Source organism: Pseudoalteromonas fuliginea (assembly GCF_000690055.1).
GTDB classification, from domain to species: domain Bacteria; phylum Pseudomonadota; class Gammaproteobacteria; order Enterobacterales; family Alteromonadaceae; genus Pseudoalteromonas; species Pseudoalteromonas fuliginea.
This window is the reverse complement of sequence record NZ_JJNZ01000049.1, coordinates 1-16,576: the sequence shown is the minus strand read 5'-3', so window position 1 is coordinate 16,576 and position 16,576 is coordinate 1. Positions and strand designations below refer to the sequence as shown.

Annotated in this window: 15 protein-coding genes; 11 read left to right on the top strand and 4 right to left on the bottom strand. The window is 38.7% G+C overall.

Going from position 1 to position 16,576, the window contains the following annotated elements:
* Positions 1-763 precede the first annotated feature (763 nt).
* The 3 genes from DC53_RS06730 (at position 764) to DC53_RS06740 (ending at position 5,693) form a co-directional block, all read left to right on the top strand.
* A complete protein-coding gene (locus DC53_RS06730) occupies positions 764-2,062 on the top strand; it encodes a methyl-accepting chemotaxis protein (protein ID WP_033030786.1) in 1,299 nt (432 codons plus the stop codon).
* Between the two features lie 334 nt (positions 2,063-2,396).
* Entirely contained in the window at positions 2,397-4,544 is a 2,148-nt protein-coding gene (locus tag DC53_RS06735) for a TonB-dependent receptor (protein WP_033030784.1), read from the top strand.
* A gap of 186 nt (positions 4,545-4,730) precedes the next feature.
* Complete coding sequence (locus tag DC53_RS06740) at positions 4,731-5,693, top strand: TDT family transporter (RefSeq protein ID WP_033030782.1); 963 nt, start codon at positions 4,731-4,733, stop codon at positions 5,691-5,693.
* 2 nt (positions 5,694-5,695) lie between these two features.
* Here the strand turns inward: DC53_RS06740 and DC53_RS0120600 are convergent, their stop codons facing one another.
* A complete protein-coding gene (locus DC53_RS0120600; protein WP_033030776.1) occupies positions 5,696-5,887 on the bottom strand; it encodes a DUF2986 domain-containing protein in 192 nt (63 codons plus the stop codon).
* A 137-nt stretch (positions 5,888-6,024) separates the two neighbouring features.
* Between DC53_RS0120600 and DC53_RS06745 the strand changes: the two genes are divergently transcribed.
* Positions 6,025-7,512, top strand: coding sequence for a dipeptidase (locus tag DC53_RS06745; protein ID WP_033030774.1), 1,488 nt, complete (start codon positions 6,025-6,027; stop codon positions 7,510-7,512).
* 306 nt (positions 7,513-7,818) lie between these two features.
* Here DC53_RS06745 and DC53_RS21720 read toward each other — a convergent pair whose 3' ends face one another.
* Positions 7,819-7,953: a DUF2256 domain-containing protein gene (locus DC53_RS21720; RefSeq protein ID WP_076916399.1), complete on the bottom strand. Its 135-nt coding sequence runs from the start codon at positions 7,951-7,953 to the stop codon at positions 7,819-7,821.
* A 2-nt stretch (positions 7,954-7,955) separates the two neighbouring features.
* Positions 7,956-9,479, bottom strand: coding sequence for a cryptochrome/deoxyribodipyrimidine photo-lyase family protein (locus DC53_RS06750; protein WP_033030772.1), 1,524 nt, complete (start codon positions 9,477-9,479; stop codon positions 7,956-7,958).
* Positions 9,480-9,599: 120 nt separating this feature from the next.
* Here DC53_RS06750 and DC53_RS06755 point away from each other — a divergent pair, with 120 nt between their 5' ends.
* From DC53_RS06755 to DC53_RS06775, 5 genes are read left to right on the top strand one after another with little or no spacing between them, the layout of a single operon-like run.
* Positions 9,600-10,208, top strand: a complete 609-nt coding sequence (locus tag DC53_RS06755; RefSeq protein ID WP_033030770.1) for a flavin reductase family protein — start codon at positions 9,600-9,602, stop codon at positions 10,206-10,208.
* A 32-nt stretch (positions 10,209-10,240) separates the two neighbouring features.
* Complete coding sequence (locus DC53_RS06760) at positions 10,241-11,893, top strand: YHYH protein (RefSeq protein ID WP_081824574.1); 1,653 nt, start codon at positions 10,241-10,243, stop codon at positions 11,891-11,893.
* 9 nt (positions 11,894-11,902) lie between these two features.
* Complete coding sequence (locus DC53_RS06765) at positions 11,903-12,433, top strand: hypothetical protein (protein WP_033030768.1); 531 nt, start codon at positions 11,903-11,905, stop codon at positions 12,431-12,433.
* A complete protein-coding gene (locus DC53_RS06770) occupies positions 12,433-13,878 on the top strand; it encodes an ATP-binding protein (RefSeq protein ID WP_033030766.1) in 1,446 nt (481 codons plus the stop codon). Before DC53_RS06765 ends, DC53_RS06770 begins: the two co-directional genes overlap by 1 nt.
* 39 nt (positions 13,879-13,917) lie before the next feature.
* On the top strand, positions 13,918-14,592 hold the full coding sequence (locus DC53_RS06775; protein WP_033030764.1) for a response regulator: 675 nt from the start codon (positions 13,918-13,920) through the stop codon (positions 14,590-14,592).
* Positions 14,593-14,616: 24 nt separating this feature from the next.
* Here the strand turns inward: DC53_RS06775 and DC53_RS06780 are convergent, their stop codons facing one another.
* Positions 14,617-15,474 carry a PA4780 family RIO1-like protein kinase gene (locus tag DC53_RS06780; RefSeq protein ID WP_007376869.1) on the bottom strand — a complete coding sequence of 286 codons (858 nt, stop codon included), beginning with the start codon at positions 15,472-15,474 and terminating at the stop codon, positions 14,617-14,619.
* A 298-nt stretch (positions 15,475-15,772) separates the two neighbouring features.
* Between DC53_RS06780 and DC53_RS06785 the strand changes: the two genes are divergently transcribed.
* Both DC53_RS06785 and DC53_RS06790 read left to right on the top strand, forming a co-directional pair.
* Entirely contained in the window at positions 15,773-16,048 is a 276-nt protein-coding gene (locus DC53_RS06785; protein WP_007376870.1) for an EF-hand domain-containing protein, read from the top strand.
* Positions 16,049-16,060: 12 nt separating this feature from the next.
* The gene (locus DC53_RS06790; RefSeq protein ID WP_033030762.1) at positions 16,061-16,513 is read left to right on the top strand and encodes a hypothetical protein; all 453 of its coding nucleotides are present in this window, start codon (positions 16,061-16,063) and stop codon (positions 16,511-16,513) included.
* Positions 16,514-16,576: the final 63 nt, after the last annotated feature.

The window sequence follows — 16,576 nt, the reverse complement described above, 5'->3', positions numbered from 1 at the left end:
CAACTCGCGCCGCGATTAAATCGAACCTAGATAGAACGAATTTTAATCTATAAACAGACCCTAGAAAAAATGACGTGATTTAGAGATAAACAGGTGGTTATATTAAGTTAAAAAGTGCGCGGCGTCATGTGCCAAACTGAAATTAAATAAGATATATACGATTTATGCATTTAATAGTGATATTTTTATACATATAAAATTAGATTATTATTGAGCCCGTTTATCTTTGGAAATTGAATTTACAGGAACTTGTTTACTTTTAAGCACAGTGGCCTTATGTACCCTGGTTAACTCCTATAAGCGTTTGATAACGTAGCGTAAATGCAAAGCATGCGCTGTCTTTACTCACTCTTATGTCAATGTAAATCAGTAGAGTAAGCAGGATCAGTTACCTAACCTACGCCGCGATTTAATCGGCCAAGATAGAATAAATTTTAATTTTTGAAGATCAACAGGCTCTAGATAATTAACTTAAACTCAGATTGAGGTTTTTTCTCTAGCCAGAGATTTTCTGTGAAAAAAGGCGAGTTTACGCGTTAATAGCTGGCCTATTGCAAGTAAATTAAACGCAGTTAGCGCTGAAAGTAACCACTTGAGATAGATTGATTATCCAGAGTTTCGGTCAATTAGTGTGATGCGGCGCATAAAGTCTAATTTATTAGATTAAATTTGTATTTTTGCCTATATTTAAATTTTATAGTTGTAGTATAGAGCTTAAAGAAACAGCTCATTCAGATTAAACATTTACCCTAAGGCAGCTTATATGTTTGGTATAAATAAAAGTAACTCGAAAATAGAAGCACTTGAGTTACAAGTCGCTCAAAAAGAATCAGTATTAAATGCAATAACGAAGCATGTTGCTTATATTGAGTTTACGGCTGAAGGGATTATTTTAGACGCTAATTTATTATTTTTGAACACAGTAGATTATACCAAGGATGATGTTGTTGGTCATCATCACCGCATGTTTTGTGAAAAATCATATGCGGAATCGAAAGAGTATACTCAATTTTGGAAAAATCTCAGAGACGGTAAGTCAGTAAGTGGGTCTTTTTTAAGATATAACTCCCAAGGCGAAAAAATATGGTTAGAAGCAACATACTTTCCAGTTGAAATAGATGGGGTTGTCGTTAAGGTAATTAAAATAGCCTCTGATATTACGGCTAATTACACGCAAAGAAAAGCACAAGAAGCAGTTGCAGAAGCATTAAGCAAAGCGTTGGCAACGATTGAATTTACCCCTCAAGGTGAAATATTAACAGCTAATAACAACTTTCTGTCTGCTACCGGTTATAAGCTAAATGAAATAACAGGTGAGCATCATAGGATGTTTTGCACCGACGAGTTTTACGATAAAAACCCGCATTTTTGGGATGAGTTAGGGAAAGGGCAATTCAAATCAGGACAGTTTAAACGAGTAAAAGCAAATGGAGACATAATTTGGCTTGAGGCAACATATAACCCTATTTTAGATAACAAGGGAAACGTGATAAAGGTTATTAAATTTGCTTCGGATATAACTGAGCGCATGTCGCGTAATAGAGCCGTTACAGAAGCCGCAGCGATTGCACACGAATCAGCCGTTTCTACGGTTAAAACCGCCGTACTAGGCTCTGGTATTTTAAACGATTCGATCGCAAATTCCGATGCCATCGTAAATCAGGTCCTTAAATCAGTTGAGTTAATTAAAAATCTAAATGAACAATCTGCGGTCATAGGCTCCATTGTTTCTACTATAAGTAGTATTGCCGATCAAACTAATTTACTAGCTTTAAATGCAGCTATTGAAGCCGCTAGAGCAGGTGAATATGGACGAGGTTTTGCAGTAGTAGCTGATGAAGTTAGACAATTGGCAGCAAGAACGAGTAGTTCTACAAATGAAATTGCAACGGTTGTAAAAAACAATCAAGAGCTGACCAATGATATTTCAAAGCAAATAACATCTGTTTCTGATTCCTCGGTTAAAGGGCGAGAGTTAATTTCAGAAGTATCTGACGTTATAAAAGACATTGAAGCTGGGGCGGAGAAGGTTTCGGAAATTGTGTCGCAACTAAATGTATAAAATTTAAAGAATACATTCTTATATAAGGGCCACAGTTTTACTGTTGGCTCTTTTTTGTAATTAAAACCATCCTTTATTTATGGCCTGCTTATCTTTTGAGGTTGAATTTTCAGCAGTATGTTTGGTATTTAAGTAAGGCAGAGCCTATGTAGTGTTTATTCCTCATAAATAGGCGATAACGTAGAATAAATGCCAAACACGCGCTGCACGAAGGGTTCTGTCTAGGGGCAATTTAACAACATTCTTAATTGATAAAGTGCGACAATATGTCGCGCTTTTGCTTTTGCAGTTCACACTATAATTACGCCAATTATTACAGTGGCATAAATTCACAATGGTTTATAAAAGCAAAACTCAAAAAACTTACTTACTTTCCCCTGTCGCACTTTTTATTAGCGGTGTGCTATCTCCGTTTGCATTTGCCGACGATACACCTTTAGAAGTAATTGAAGTACACGGACATGCTCAAAATAAGCATTTAGCACTTGGTTCGTCAGAATCGTTATTAAGTGATTTAGGTGTCGACTTTTCAGCTGCGGGCGGCGTATCTAACCTCCCTATTTTAAATGGTTTAATGGGCGACAGAGTTAAAGTGTTAATTGATGGCGCAGATGTTACCGCTGCATGCGCTAATCACATGAACCCGCCACTTTCGTATATTTCGGCTAATCAAATTACGTCTTACAATGTGGTTGCAGGCGTGTCGCCTGTGAGCTCGGGCGGCGATAATATTGCTGGCGTAATAAGCGTTAATTCTATTTCACCACAGTATAGCGATAGCAATGAATTAGGTTGGCACTCAGGTTATGTGTCAGCAAAGTACAGTAGTGTTGATAACGGACGTAAACTTGGCGTAGGTGCACGTTTAGCAAGTGACACGTTTAGCCTTAATTACCAGGGCTCGTTTAGTGATGCAGATAGTTATGAAGACGGTAACGGCGATGTAGTGTTAGATACATTGTACCGAGCACAAAATCATAGTTTAACCGCAGCTATGCGCGATGATAAACAGCAATTAGTGATAAAGCTAACGCATCAAAAAATCCCGTATCAGGGATTTGCAAATCAGTACATGGATATGACCGATAACACCAGTTACGGCGCAATAGCTCAATACAAACGCTCTTTTGATAACAGCGAGCTTGAAGGGCAAGTTAACTGGCATAGCGTAAAGCACGAAATGGGTTTTTTCAGTGAAGAAAAAACAGGCATGATGCCAATGAAAACCGATGCACAAGATATAAGTACGCAGCTTAAATGGCGTATCGCGCTTAATAAAAACAGCAGTATTTTACTCGCTCAAGAATATTACAATTACAGCATTGATGATTGGTGGCCAGGTATTGAAGGCTCAACCATGATGGGACCAGACGATTACGTAAATATAAATAACGGTAAACGAGAGCGCATAGCGGCATTTGCTGAATTTGAGAGTCAAATAAATACAAAGTTATGGTTAAACGTAGGCGTGCGTATTGAAAGTATTAATACCCACGTTGGGGAGGTTCAATCTTACAACGATGGTATGAGCATGATGGGTATAGGCAGTATGGAAACTATGACCATGAGCGATACGTCTACAGATAATAGCATTGCTGCACAGAACTTTAATGCTGCCAACAGAGATAAAACTGACACCATAGTTGATGCTAATTTATTAATTAACTACCAAATAACAAATTATGATGAGCTGCAATTTGGCCTTGCCCGTAAAAACCGCGCGCCTAATTTATACGAGCGATACAGCTGGGGCGTAAGCAATATGGCAACCACCATGATTGGTTGGTATGGCGATGGTAATGGCTATATTGGTAACCCTGATTTAGACGTTGAAACAGCGCATACAATAAGTGCTACTTATATTAAGCAGGCTAAAGATGATGGTTGGCGTTTAAGCACCAATGTTTGGTATACAGATGTGAATGATTATATTGATGCTGATATTGTAAGAAGCTTCAATAGTTATGATTTAGATAATACAGCGCGTAACATTTTGCAGTTTACTAATGTAGATGCCATTTTATATGGTGCAAAAATAGATTTAACAGCCAACATTTATGAATTTAAGGATTTAGGTAACTGGCAGTTGCACGCTAATGTTACTAATACGAGAGGTAAGCGCGACGATACTAACCAGCCGCTTTATCAAATTAAACCACTGCAAACCCAGCTAGGTATTAGCCAGCAAATTAATCGATTTGAAAATGCGTTATCTTGGCAGTGGGTAGATGCAAAAAGCCGTGTAGATAATAATCGTTTTGAAAACCAAACAGACAGCTACAGCCTGATTAATTTAAGCTCTAAAGCCACATGGGATTCATTAACTCTAAGCGCAGAAGTGAGTAACGTGTTTGATGAATATTACCAGCTCCCCCTTGGCGGTGTAAGTATTGCAGCGCTTAAACAAGATAGCGGCAACGGGTTTGAGCAATTAGCAGGGCAAGGTCGTTCATTTAATGTAAGCGTTAGTTACGCGTTTTAATTAACCTCATATTCAAATTTAAAATAAAGCAAAAGCCGTAGCTGTGTTATGGCTTTTTGTTTTTATGAAATATTTGTATGCAAAAAGGGTTCTATTAAGCACGCTTGGATTAATTTTACAGCGTTATTTTAAGGTAATGCAGTAAAAAGCAGTAACTTGTTCATCACCCAATGATTAGGAAGTACAGTGTTTAAGCAATTTAAAAATAAAGTGATGGGTGCGCCAACAGCTATGGCCGGTTTAGCTTTGGGTATTGCTAGTATGGGATGGACATGGGAAAACGTTTTTAATTTAAACTCTCAAGGGCAATTTTTGGGAGCGGTATTAGCTGGCGTATTAGTTTTACTTTTGGCTGCTAAGTTTTTACTACACCCTCATTTATTAAAAGCCGATTTAGCACACCCAGTTGCAGGAAGTGTGATCCCTACATTTGCAATGGCTAATCTTGTTATTTCAAACTCAATTGGGCAATTTAACCCATTGGCTGGTGATATTATGTGGGTTTTAGCTTTTGTGCTGCATCTCACATTTTTGGTGAGTTTTTTATACCAGCGAGCAAAAAAGTTTAACTTTGAGGATATGGCGCCCAGCTGGTTTGTGCCACCAGTAGGGATAATTATTGCAGATATTACTTTTTCGGGAAATCCGACATTAGCGTGGTTAGCTTATAGTGCGTTAGTTATTGGTATATCAACGTACGCGATAATGCTGCCAATTATGTTTTATCGTTTTTTATTAGCATTAAAAAGTGACTACGAAATACAGCCAACACTTGCCATTTTAGCTGCGCCTGCCAGTTTAACATTAGCGGGGTATTTTCATATTGTAGCTAATCCATCACTTGTTATAGTGGGGGCATTATTTATATTAGCGATAATAAAAACACTGATTGTTTATGTGTTATTTATAAAGTTATTACGCAGACCTTTTACGCCGAGCTACGCTGCTTTTACATTTCCAATGGTTATTGGGGCAACTGCATTATTTAAAATGAAAGACTGGATGCAAAGTATAAACCTCGCAATACCATATGTAGATACAGTTAATTACTTAGCTACGTTTGAGCTTATAGTTGCCACGGCAGTGATATGTTATGTAAGTGGTCGCTACTTTTGCCACTTTAAATTATCAAAGCAACGGGTAACGTAAAGTTACTCTTGGGTTACCTGTGGCTCATTACTTTCTTGTTCAGCTAGTTTTTCGCGCTCAGCTTTTGATACATAAGACGGTTTGTTGCTTTTGTGTAGTTTAGCGTTAGTGCGTTTATCTTTCTTTTGAAATTTAGTGACGATTTTTTTACGACGGTTCACAATTAAAGATCCTGTTAATTTTAAGTCGCGCATTATACATTCATCCTCATAAAAGCTGCTATATAAATATTTACCTTAAGTTACCTGTGTGCCTGCCACAAATTGCTATATGTAAGCCTCCCATAGCGTTATAATTAATGCTCTTAGTTATTAATTAAATGGGAATTGTTTTGAAAAAGTTAGCTTTAGCCAGTATTGCTTTATTTGCATTTGGTGCTCATGCGCAGTTAAATAAAAATATTGATAGCGTTGCCGATTACGCAGTAAATACCTACCAAAATGCTCAAATACACACACTAACTAACTTAGTGGCTTTTCCGACGGTTAATAAAAACGACATTAGCGCTCCTCAAAATCCCGATTTTATTGGCTTTAAAGCACTTTTAAAAATGAAAGCCGCAGAGCTTGGTTTTGACTATCAAGATTTAGGCTACACCGTATTAATTGGTATGGGCGAGCAAAGCGAAAAAGTAACGGTAGTAACCCACGGCGATGTGCAACCTGCTAATGCTAGCAAATGGAAACAAAGTCCTTTTATTATTGATACATCTGAACCGGGTAAATTAGTTGGTCGTGGTACGGAAGACGATAAAGGTGCAATAGCAACAGCGCTTTACGCCATGAAAGCAATTAAAGATAAAGGCATAACGCTTAATAACCGAATTGAGCTGATGATTTACCTTGCAGAGGAGTCTGATTGGGGTCCGCTTACTCAATTTATGAAAACGTATGAACAACCAAAATATGCAGTAACGATTGATGCATCATACCCTGTAGTGGTTGCCGAGAAAGGCTGGAGCTTAATTGCACCTACTTTTAATGCAACATCACCACAGACGGGTTTATATGTAAAGGATGTAACTGGCGGTGCGTTTAGAAGCCAAATTCCAGAAGATGCAAGCTTAGTTTTGCACAATGCAAACGCGGCACTTATTAATACATTAAAAGCAAAAGCAAAAACATTAAATAAAGTTGAATTTAACTTTAGTGAAAAAAGTAATGGTTTAGCAATAAGTGTTAAAGGTATGTCGGCGCATTCATCTGAGCCGGAGTCGGGTATAAATGCGATTGCCTATTTAGCTGAGTTATTTAAAGGTGTGGAGCTTGAAAATAACAGTGACGGCCAGCTAATCGACTTTGTGAATCAGTTAATTGGTTTAGACATTCACGGTAAACAGTTTGGCGAAATAGCTTACAAGCACAACTTTATGGGCCCGATGACAGTGACACCAACCGTTATTGAGCGCGATGGTAATGCGCTAACTCTTGCTGTAAATGCACGTCGCCCAATGGGTAAAGACGAAGCTGTATTAAAAAAGCAAATTGATGATGCACTCGCTAATTGGCAGGCCACTAACAATGTAACGCTTGCCAACATAGAAACAATTATTGGCACACCTATGCTACTTGATAGTGCGCCGCACGCGCAAAAGCTGCTTGATATTTTCAAGCATTTTACGGGCGACGAAAAAGCTGACTTTGTATCAATAGGTGGTGGCACTAACGCAAAGCTGTTTGATAATGCAGTATCGTTTGGCCCTTCAATGCCAGGTAAACGCTACACAGGTCACTCAGAGCATGAATTTATGACACTTGAGCAACTTGAGCTTAATTTACGTATGTACACAGCAATGATGATAGAGCTAGGTAATATGTAAGTTATAGTTGTTTAGTAAAAGCCGCCTTGGTTAACTGGGCTGACCCAGCAAGGCGGCTTTTTTGTGTTTATTAAAACTGGGCTACAAAGCTAAGATTATATATATCATAGTTATCATTATCAGTGTAATTACACCAATTTGCATAAAGATTAAATCAATTTTATCCAGTCACTAGAGTATATGTTTTTAACTGCTTCAGGAGCTAAGATAAATTTATTCCACGCTTGCGATACCTGTTCGACTATTTCTTCATAACCACTAAGTATTTGATTATATTGAAAAATAGATGCCAGTCAATTATTACTCTTATTTATTACGCCTACAGCGCTCTGAACAGAAAATAACGTTATCCCAGTCGCGCTGCCATTTTTTACGCCATGTAAAAGGTTTATTGCAAATAGGGCATATTTTTTGAGGTAAGTTTAGTTTTTTGTGCGCCATGCTTACTTAGCCTTACTGTTAGTTTTAGTGTTGTTTTTATTTTTTGCTTGGCTTGTTTTTGGTGTAATTGCTACGTGCCTTCTAAGAATTTTCCCTATGGCGCGTTTAACATCGGCTCGCTCACGATATTGCCATAAGCGCTCGCGTGCTTCTTTTGAGGCTGCTGTTAAATCAAGCATGGGTTCAGGGTAATCCTCACCTAACTTAAAGTCGTTAAAGAGTGCTTCCATCGGAGTTTGCTCCCAAGGCTGATGTAAATATTCAATAGGGAGTTTTTCAAGCTCGGGGCACCACTTTTTAATAAACGAACCTGTTGGGTCTTGATCTTCTGATTGTTTAATTGGGTTGTAGTGCCTAATGGTATTAATACCAGTGACCGAGGCTTGCATTTGAATTTGCGGGTAGTGAATCCCTGGCTCAAAATCTAAAAAGTAATTAGCAAGAGGAAAGCTTGCTTGCTGCCAGCTAATATTTAAATGATGCGTTACGAAGCTTACAAGCATGGCGCGCATTCTAAAGTTTATATAACCGGTGGCTTTTAAGCAGCGCATGCAAGCGTCAATAATTGGAATACCTGTTTGACCTTGCGCCCAGCGTTCAATATCGTTTTTCACATGTTCATCATCTCGATATGGAAATACATGGTAGCCTGGATTAAGGGCTAAAAATTCCATGGAGCACTCGCTTTCAAACTTTTGCATAAAGTGACAGTGCCAATGCAAGCGCGATACAAACGCAGCAAGCGGGCGCTTCCAGCCTCTTTTGTCAGGGTGTTTTGAATGATATTCATCAATGGCCATTTGATACACTTGCCTAAGGCTAATGTTCCCCCACGCTAAATACGGCGAAAGCCGAGAGCAGTGGGTTTGGCTTAAACTTGGGCTCGATATTCCTTTTTGATAACCTTTACCGCGCTCGGCAAAAAAGCTCTGCATTACAGTGCGCGCATGCAGCGGACCGCCTTGTTGAAAGCTGTCGTGATCTTGCGTGTAAGCGCTTGGCAGAACAGGTGCTTGATAGTTATTAAGGGTAATTGTTTTTATACTCTTCCAATTAGGAACAGCAATAGGTGCTTGCATTGTTTGCTGCCAGCGTTCATTCCAATTATTACGATTTTTTTTGCCGCGAATCACCGCGCCTGTTTGCGACTCTTGCCAATTAATGTGGTTATGCTGGCACCAAGTTTTTATTGCTTTATCGCGCTCAAAGGTATTGTTTAAGCCTATTTCTTGATGGCTAAATATATTTACTATTTCAAACTGCGTCTTTAACGATTCAAGTAAATCGCTCATATTTAAATTAAATACATAAACACAGGCGTTAAAACGCGCTAGCTGATTATTTAACTCAACTATTGATTGATACACAAAGCGCCAGTGCCGCTCATTGTAGTGTGCATCTTCGAGCAGTAATGGCTCAAAGTTATAAAGTAACAGGGTCGGTAAGCCATTACTAAATGCATTTTTTAATGGTTGATGATCGCTAAGACGTAAATCACGTTTAAACCACACGATGTTTATTTTCATATAATTGGTTTATTGCTTTAAATAGAAATAAAAATTAACTTGTTATTTAATTGAGTTAGCCAAAGTTATACGTAACTACCTTGAATTAAGATTTAGTTTTAATGTATTAAAAGGAAATGTATGTTTTTAGATCTCACCGAAAATACCAACCAAAATGTTTACTCTTACTTAGTCGGCGGTATAAGCCCACGGCCTATCGCATGGATAAGTACATTAAATAGTGAAGGTATTGCGAATATTGCGCCTTATTCATTTTTTACTGTGGCTAGCTGCAAGCCACCTGTTTTAAGTGTTACGCAAGTAAACCCTAGTGATAAAACGAATAAAGATACGCTCAATAATCTAATGGCAACTAAAGAATGTGTGATTAACATTGTGAGCCATGAACTGGTTGAAAAAATGAATCAAAGCTGTGCTAATTATCCTAGTGATATAAGCGAATTTGACGCTGCAAATATAACTAAAATTGATAGCCAAATGGTCGCAGTGCCGAGTGTGGCTGATTCAAAAGTACGGTTTGAATGTAAGTTACGCGAAGTTATTAGTATTTCAAATGAGCCTGGCGGCGGAAAAATGATGTTGTTGGATGTAGTGGGTATTTGTATAGACGATGAAGTGATGAGTAATGGCTATATTGACCCTGAATTATTAAATGCAGTGGGTAAAATGGGCGGTGATTACTTTAGTACAACCAAAGATAAGTTTTTGCTTAAAAGACCACAGTTGTAATTTTATGTAGATTCTTCCTTTGTTTATGCACATTGTTTGCACTTTTACTTGTTAACTTTGCTTTATTAAACGTTAAAGTAAAGGTTCAAACATTGAAAACACTTCTTAAAATAAAAGCCTCTAATGCAACTAAGTTATTTGCGTTAAGTGCGCTTTGCATCGCTTTAAGCGCATGTAACAGCGATTCTACAAGTACTACAACAGACGGCGAGACAGTCAGTAATAGTGCTCCAACGGTTGACGCCGGTATTGACCAAACTGTTAATGCGGGCGATACCGTTTATTTAAGTTCAACAGTTGAAGATGATGGCGAAGTATCTGTCAGCTGGTCACAAACATCAGGCACTACCGTTAGCTTATCTTCAAGTACAGCAACGTCTACTGAGTTTGTTGCACCTGAAGTTTTAACTGATGAAGCACTTGTGTTTGAAATTAGTGCAGATGATGGTACTAATGATGTTGTTATTGATACCGTTACTATTACGGTAATTGCATCATCAGATTATGATGGTGATACCAGTGTAAAGCTCTCTAGTTGGTTAATTAACAACGATACAACCTCTACTTATATACAAAACAATGGTGCAGTGGTTGAAGATGTTCAATCAGTTGAGGTTGTTACTGTTACAGAGGAAGATGCTGACGTTGAATACATGTATGTGCAAACAACAGACATTCCTAAATATGATGTAACGCTTACACAAGACCAAGTAGACACGTTAAATAATCGCCCACGTGCAGCTACCGACTTTTATAATGGTGTAACTTCAGCAGCAGTAGGGCAAACTATTTCATTTGGTGAAGATATTGGCTATAACAGCAGCACTGAAAACTGTAATGACACAGGCGGTGCAGGCTATTGGCCTCCAGGACCTGGTTGCCCGACAGAACAAATAGTTGAGGCGTATTTTCCCATAACACCTACCGATTTATCTGACACTGAAACTTGCGAAACAGGCTTAGGTACAGTTGGCTTAATGATTAATGGCACCAGTATATTTAACTGGGGCGATGGTATGAGCTACGGTAATAATATTTGGTATACATTAGCGCCAATTGCTGAGCAATACGATGTTGATGTGTGTGGCGGACATGCTGCTAACGGTGAATATCATCACCATTTTTACACTAGTTGTTTAGCTGATTTACTTGAAGATGATGGCGATGCGCATTCACCTATTTATGGGTTTGCAGCTGATGGTTATCCACTTTACGGTCCTTATGAAAGTAACGGTCAACTTGCATTAAGTGGCTGGGAAATGCGTGATTATGGCGCGTCAGAAAGTGAAGGTGGTTGTGGTACTGAGGGTGAGCGAAGCTGTACTTTAGTCAATCAATACGACGTTAGCCAAGGTACACAAACAAGTGATGCAGGCCCTGCAATTGGTGCACAAGTGACTACGCTTTCAGGTAATACATTAAATGCTGATGACGGTTATTATTTTGAAGATTATTACTACGCACAAAAAACAGTAACCGGTGCTCAATTAGATGAGCATAACGGCCACGATACTAACGATGGCAAGGGTTATCACTACCATATAACACTAACGTTAGACAGTGATGGTAAATTACAGCCTTCTTTTCCTTATCAAATAGGGCCTCGTTTTAAAGGTCAATTAGCCGATAATTCAATTGGTCGCTGTGATACGGGCGAAACAATGGGTCCACCACCGGGAATGTAAGGAGTAACTATGCGTTATTTTAAATACGCATTGATCCTAACTACTGCTGCGCTATTGAGCTTTAAGCTCTTTGCGCAGCAGGAAATGATGGATCATAGCCATATGCCTATAGCAGTGCCAAGTGATACGCCAACCCCTGCATTAAGCCTTAAGTTATTAAAAGATAGTATGTCGGGTTATAACTTAATTTTAGATACACAGAACTATGATTTGTCTGTGCCGCCAGAGGGCACGATGAACATGCAGCAAATGATGAGCGTTACTACAAACGATGATACGGGCTTTTTACAAGGTCATGCTCATTTATACATTAATGGGATTAAAATACAGCGAATTTACGGACAAGCGTTGCATTTACCTGCTAACTTATTTAAAAGTGGTATAAATACCGTATCGGTTACATTAAATAATCATGGTCATATGTATTGGACCGTTCAAGGCAAAAAAATAATTGCTACGTTGTATGTTAACGACCAAAGCAAAGAGTTTATAACATACCGATTTGAAAGCTTTCCTAGCAAGGTTGAAAACACGCATTAATGAAAATTCATAATAAACTTTTTTTAATACTATTTAGTTTTACTTTTAGTGTTATTGCAGGGCTGGTGGTACTTATACAATGGAGTATAGGCCAAGGCGTAATTGATTTTGTTAATGCAAAAGAGGTAAAAGCGCTAGAGCCACTTGTTGTACAACTTGCAAAACAATACGAACAAACACCCTCATGGCAACGCGTTGTTGGCGATGGCGAAAATTTTAGAAAGCTTGTTGAATCGCAGCTAGAAAATAGCCAGTTTTTACCTAGACCACCAAAAGGTCCTGGCCCCAGAGGAGGTATGATGCGACGACCGCCACCCGATCATGTTCGTTTAGGGATGGATCGCCGCCCACCACCGGACAATATTGCTCACTACGCTTTACTTGATGAAAATAAACAGCGAGTAGTGGGTAAGTATCTCAGTGATTTAAAATATATAACAACCCCAATTACAGTGGGCGATAAAGTAGTGGGTTACTTAGCTGTTTCTAAAAGAGATAGCTTGGTGGATGGTTATGAACTTGATTTTTTACAGCAACAAACTAACTACCTATGGTTTATTGCTTTAGCTGCGGTAGTGCTTACATTACTGGTTACCTTTTTATTGTCTCGTCACCTAGTAAGCCCAGTAAAGCAAATTGCTAACGGTATGCATCGCTTAACGCAAGGTAATTACGAGACCAAACTTACGCTTGAGCGAAAAGACGAATTAGGCCAATTAAGCGAAGATTTTAATATCCTTGCATTTACACTCGCTAAAGATGAGCAAGTACGTAAGCGATGGCTTGCTAATATTTCTCATGAGCTTAGGACGCCAATGAGCATTTTACTCGGTGAACTTGAAGCTATGCTACTTGGTATACGAGAACCGAACACAAAAAATATAAGTTCGGCTAACGATGAAGCTTTGCATTTAAAACGCTTAATAGACGACTTGCATATGCTCAATAGCGCAGAGTTAGGAGGTATGCACTACACTATGCAACCTACTGATATGGCGTTATTATTAAATACTATTGAGCAAAAATATCAGGTTGTGCTTGAACAACATAATATAAAAATTCATTTACTAAATAGCGCTAAACACATAACTGTACAAGCAGATAAAACACGCCTTTTGCAGCTACTCGATAATATTTTAATGAACGCAGTACACTATGCACAATGCACCACTATTTCATTAACGGCTAGCAATATAAGTATTAAAGGGCAAACCTACTTAGAGCTTATAATTGAAGATAATGGCGTAGGTGTAGAGCAGTCGCATTTATCGCATTTGTTTGAGTATTTATATCGAGTAGATAGTTCGCGTAATCGCCAAGAGGGGGGTTCTGGTTTAGGCTTATCTATTTGCCAGCATATAGTTAAAGGCCATAATGGTGAAATAGCTGCTAAAAAAGCCAGTTTAGGTGGTCTTGCCATTATTATTAGATTGCCGAAGATTTAGTTTATAAAAATAAAGTTGAGGTTACTTACAAAGATGCCTATGAGTGAACAAATACTGATTGTGGAAGATGAAGTAAAGCTAGCTAACTTAATGAGTGACTTTTTAAGCAGCCACCACTTTATCACTCATCAAATACATCACGGGGATGAAGTATTACCTTGGCTTGAAATTAACAGCCCGAGTGTAATCTTACTCGACATAATGTTACCTGGCCAAAGTGGCATTGAATTGTGTAAAGCAATCAGGCGCTTTTCAAATGTGCCTATTATTATGGTATCGGCAAAAGTAGAAGAAATAGATAGGCTGCTTGGACTTGAGTTAGGTGCAGATGATTATATTTGTAAGCCGTTTAGTTATGCTGAGCTGGTGGCGCGAGTTAAAGCTATATTAAGGCGATTAAGTAGCGCAAGTGATGTTACAGAGTCAACAATGAAGCTTGACGAGAGCACCTACAGCGTAAAATACAAATCAAGCAGCATAGAGCTAACGAACTTTGAATTTCAGCTATTTAAACCTTTGTTTAACAACCCAAATCGTATTTATTCGCGCGATAGTTTAATGGACACTATGTACGCCGATCAGCGTATTGTGAGCCATCGTACTATTGATAGTCATATTAAAAAGTTGCGTAAAAAATTAGATGAAGTGACACAAACTGAAAGTGTTATTCAGTCTGTTTATGGGGTTGGCTACCGATTTGTGCATCCACAGTAATGTGGAATGAGCGATGACGATGAGCTACTCATCATCGTCAGCATTTTTAATACGCTCTAAACGGTCAAACTCTTCGTATTCTGCTGCCTGAATTTCATCAAGAATAGAATCTACATCGGCAAGTTCGTCGCTGTCTTCAAATTCACCAGTAAGCGTTGAATTCGGCGTTAAATTTGCCTCTTCAAATAATGCCCACATTTCTTTAGCGTATTGAGTTTTTAGTATGCTTGGCGCAAATTCACCATAATAGCGGCGTATGTTATTTACATCGCGTGCAAACATAGCTTGCGCACTGTTATTTGCTGAAGCGTTAACTGCTTGCGGTAAATCTATAATTACAGGGCCGTTATTATCTACAAGTACATTAAATTCAGATAAATCGCCGTGTATTATACCTGCGCAAAGCATAAGCTTAATATAATGCATCATGAGCTTATGCTGCTCAATCGCTTGCTCTTCACTAAAAACGACATGTCCTAGTTGAGGGGCTACGTTACCATCCTCGTCCGACACGAGCTCCATAAGCAGCACGCCATCAATACAAAAGTAAGTATCAGGAACACGCACACCCACACCGGCTAAACGAGATAAGGCATCAACTTCGGCATTTTGCCAGATCTCTTCTTCTAATTGACGGCCATAGCTAGAGCGTTTGCCCATAGCACGGGCTTGGCGTCCACCACGTACTTTTCGGCCTTCTTGGTATTGTGCCGCTTTTTTAAAGCTACGTTTAACGGCATCTTTATACACTTTTGCACAGCGTATGTGTTCACCACAACGCACAATAAATACATCGGCTTCTTTGCCGCTCATTAGTCGGCTTATAACTTCGTCAATAAGGCCATCATCAACAAGAGGTTGTAGGCGTTTAGGTATTTTCACAGATTGCCTGCTAAGTAGGGTTGGTTATTAATCATTATTTATGAAAGTGCTCTGTATTTGTTTGTTTAATTGGCTCAAGCAGTATATCAGCTTTGAGAATTAAGGGCAGTAACGCAACTGCTCGTCAGTTATTAATCGTATTATTTTATTAGCTTATATATTGATTGCAATGCAATCAACCATAACTTTTTAAATTAATTTTTTTATCAAAATAATTTACTACTACCCTATTGTTTGCACATTGTTTGCGTTTTTAAAGCGTAATCTTAATTTAATTCTTAAATACGAGGTTATTACTATGAAGCATTTTTCAACACTTGCCACTGTGGCAATATTATCTATTGCTTTTTCAGCTAATGTAGCTGCACGAGGCGGTGACAATCCTCCTGAAAGACCTGATTTTTCAACTATTGATACTGATGGCGATGGTGTAATTAGCTTTGAAGAGTTTAGTGCTAAAAAACCACCGCACGGCGATGCACAAACAATTTTTGATTCTATCGATGCCGATGGTAATGGCGAAATCAGTGAACAAGAGCTTAGCGATCATAAACCACCTCGTCGTGAACGTTGAAAGGGTACTAAAATGATTAATAGTATTAACAGCAGTTCTGCCAGTTTGATGTCGCAACAAAGCAGCCAAACAGCAAAGCTATCAACAGAGCAAAGCGATTTTATTAAAGAAACGCTTGCACAGTTTGATGCAAAAAACTTAACTAGCGACGATGCGCAAAGTATTCAAGCGGCGTTTAAAGAGCAAGGTATTGCACCCACTAAAGAGCTTGCTGATTTAATGGGCGAACTCGAGTTTGATGCTAAAAGTATTGGTGATGCAGGACGGGCAGAAGGCCAGCGTCCGCCACCGCCGCAAAACTCATTAGAATCAGTCGATACAGATGAAGTAGTCAGCTATTTAGATGAGCTATTAACTGAGTATTCAAACCAATTGTCTGATGAAGATAAAGAATCAATCCTTGCATCAGTGCAAGAGAAATTTGGTTTAAGTGAAGGCGATTCGCTGCTAAATGTAACTGCTTAGGTATTATTACTTAGAGTAAAGCTGTACTAGCTCAGACTTGATCTGTAGTGGTACAGTGATTTT

Bases quoted from the DNA above. Each gene is read 5' to 3' on its own strand.
- DC53_RS06785 (WP_007376870.1), top strand. From the start codon at position 15,773: ATGAAGCATTTTTCAACACTTGCCACTGTGGCAATATTATCTATTGCT.
- DC53_RS06770 (WP_033030766.1), top strand. From the start codon at position 12,433: ATGAAAATTCATAATAAACTTTTTTTAATACTATTTAGTTTTACTTTT.
- DC53_RS06765 (WP_033030768.1), top strand. From the start codon at position 11,903: ATGCGTTATTTTAAATACGCATTGATCCTAACTACTGCTGCGCTATTG.
- DC53_RS06730 (WP_033030786.1), top strand. From the start codon at position 764: ATGTTTGGTATAAATAAAAGTAACTCGAAAATAGAAGCACTTGAGTTA.
- DC53_RS0120600 (WP_033030776.1), bottom strand. From the start codon at position 5,887: ATGCGCGACTTAAAATTAACAGGATCTTTAATTGTGAACCGTCGTAAA.
- DC53_RS06755 (WP_033030770.1), top strand. From the start codon at position 9,600: ATGTTTTTAGATCTCACCGAAAATACCAACCAAAATGTTTACTCTTAC.
- DC53_RS06750 (WP_033030772.1), bottom strand. From the start codon at position 9,479: ATGAAAATAAACATCGTGTGGTTTAAACGTGATTTACGTCTTAGCGAT.
- DC53_RS06790 (WP_033030762.1), top strand. From the start codon at position 16,061: ATGATTAATAGTATTAACAGCAGTTCTGCCAGTTTGATGTCGCAACAA.
- DC53_RS06735 (WP_033030784.1), top strand. From the start codon at position 2,397: ATGGTTTATAAAAGCAAAACTCAAAAAACTTACTTACTTTCCCCTGTC.
- DC53_RS21720 (WP_076916399.1), bottom strand. From the start codon at position 7,953: ATGGCGCACAAAAAACTAAACTTACCTCAAAAAATATGCCCTATTTGC.
- DC53_RS06775 (WP_033030764.1), top strand. From the start codon at position 13,918: ATGAGTGAACAAATACTGATTGTGGAAGATGAAGTAAAGCTAGCTAAC.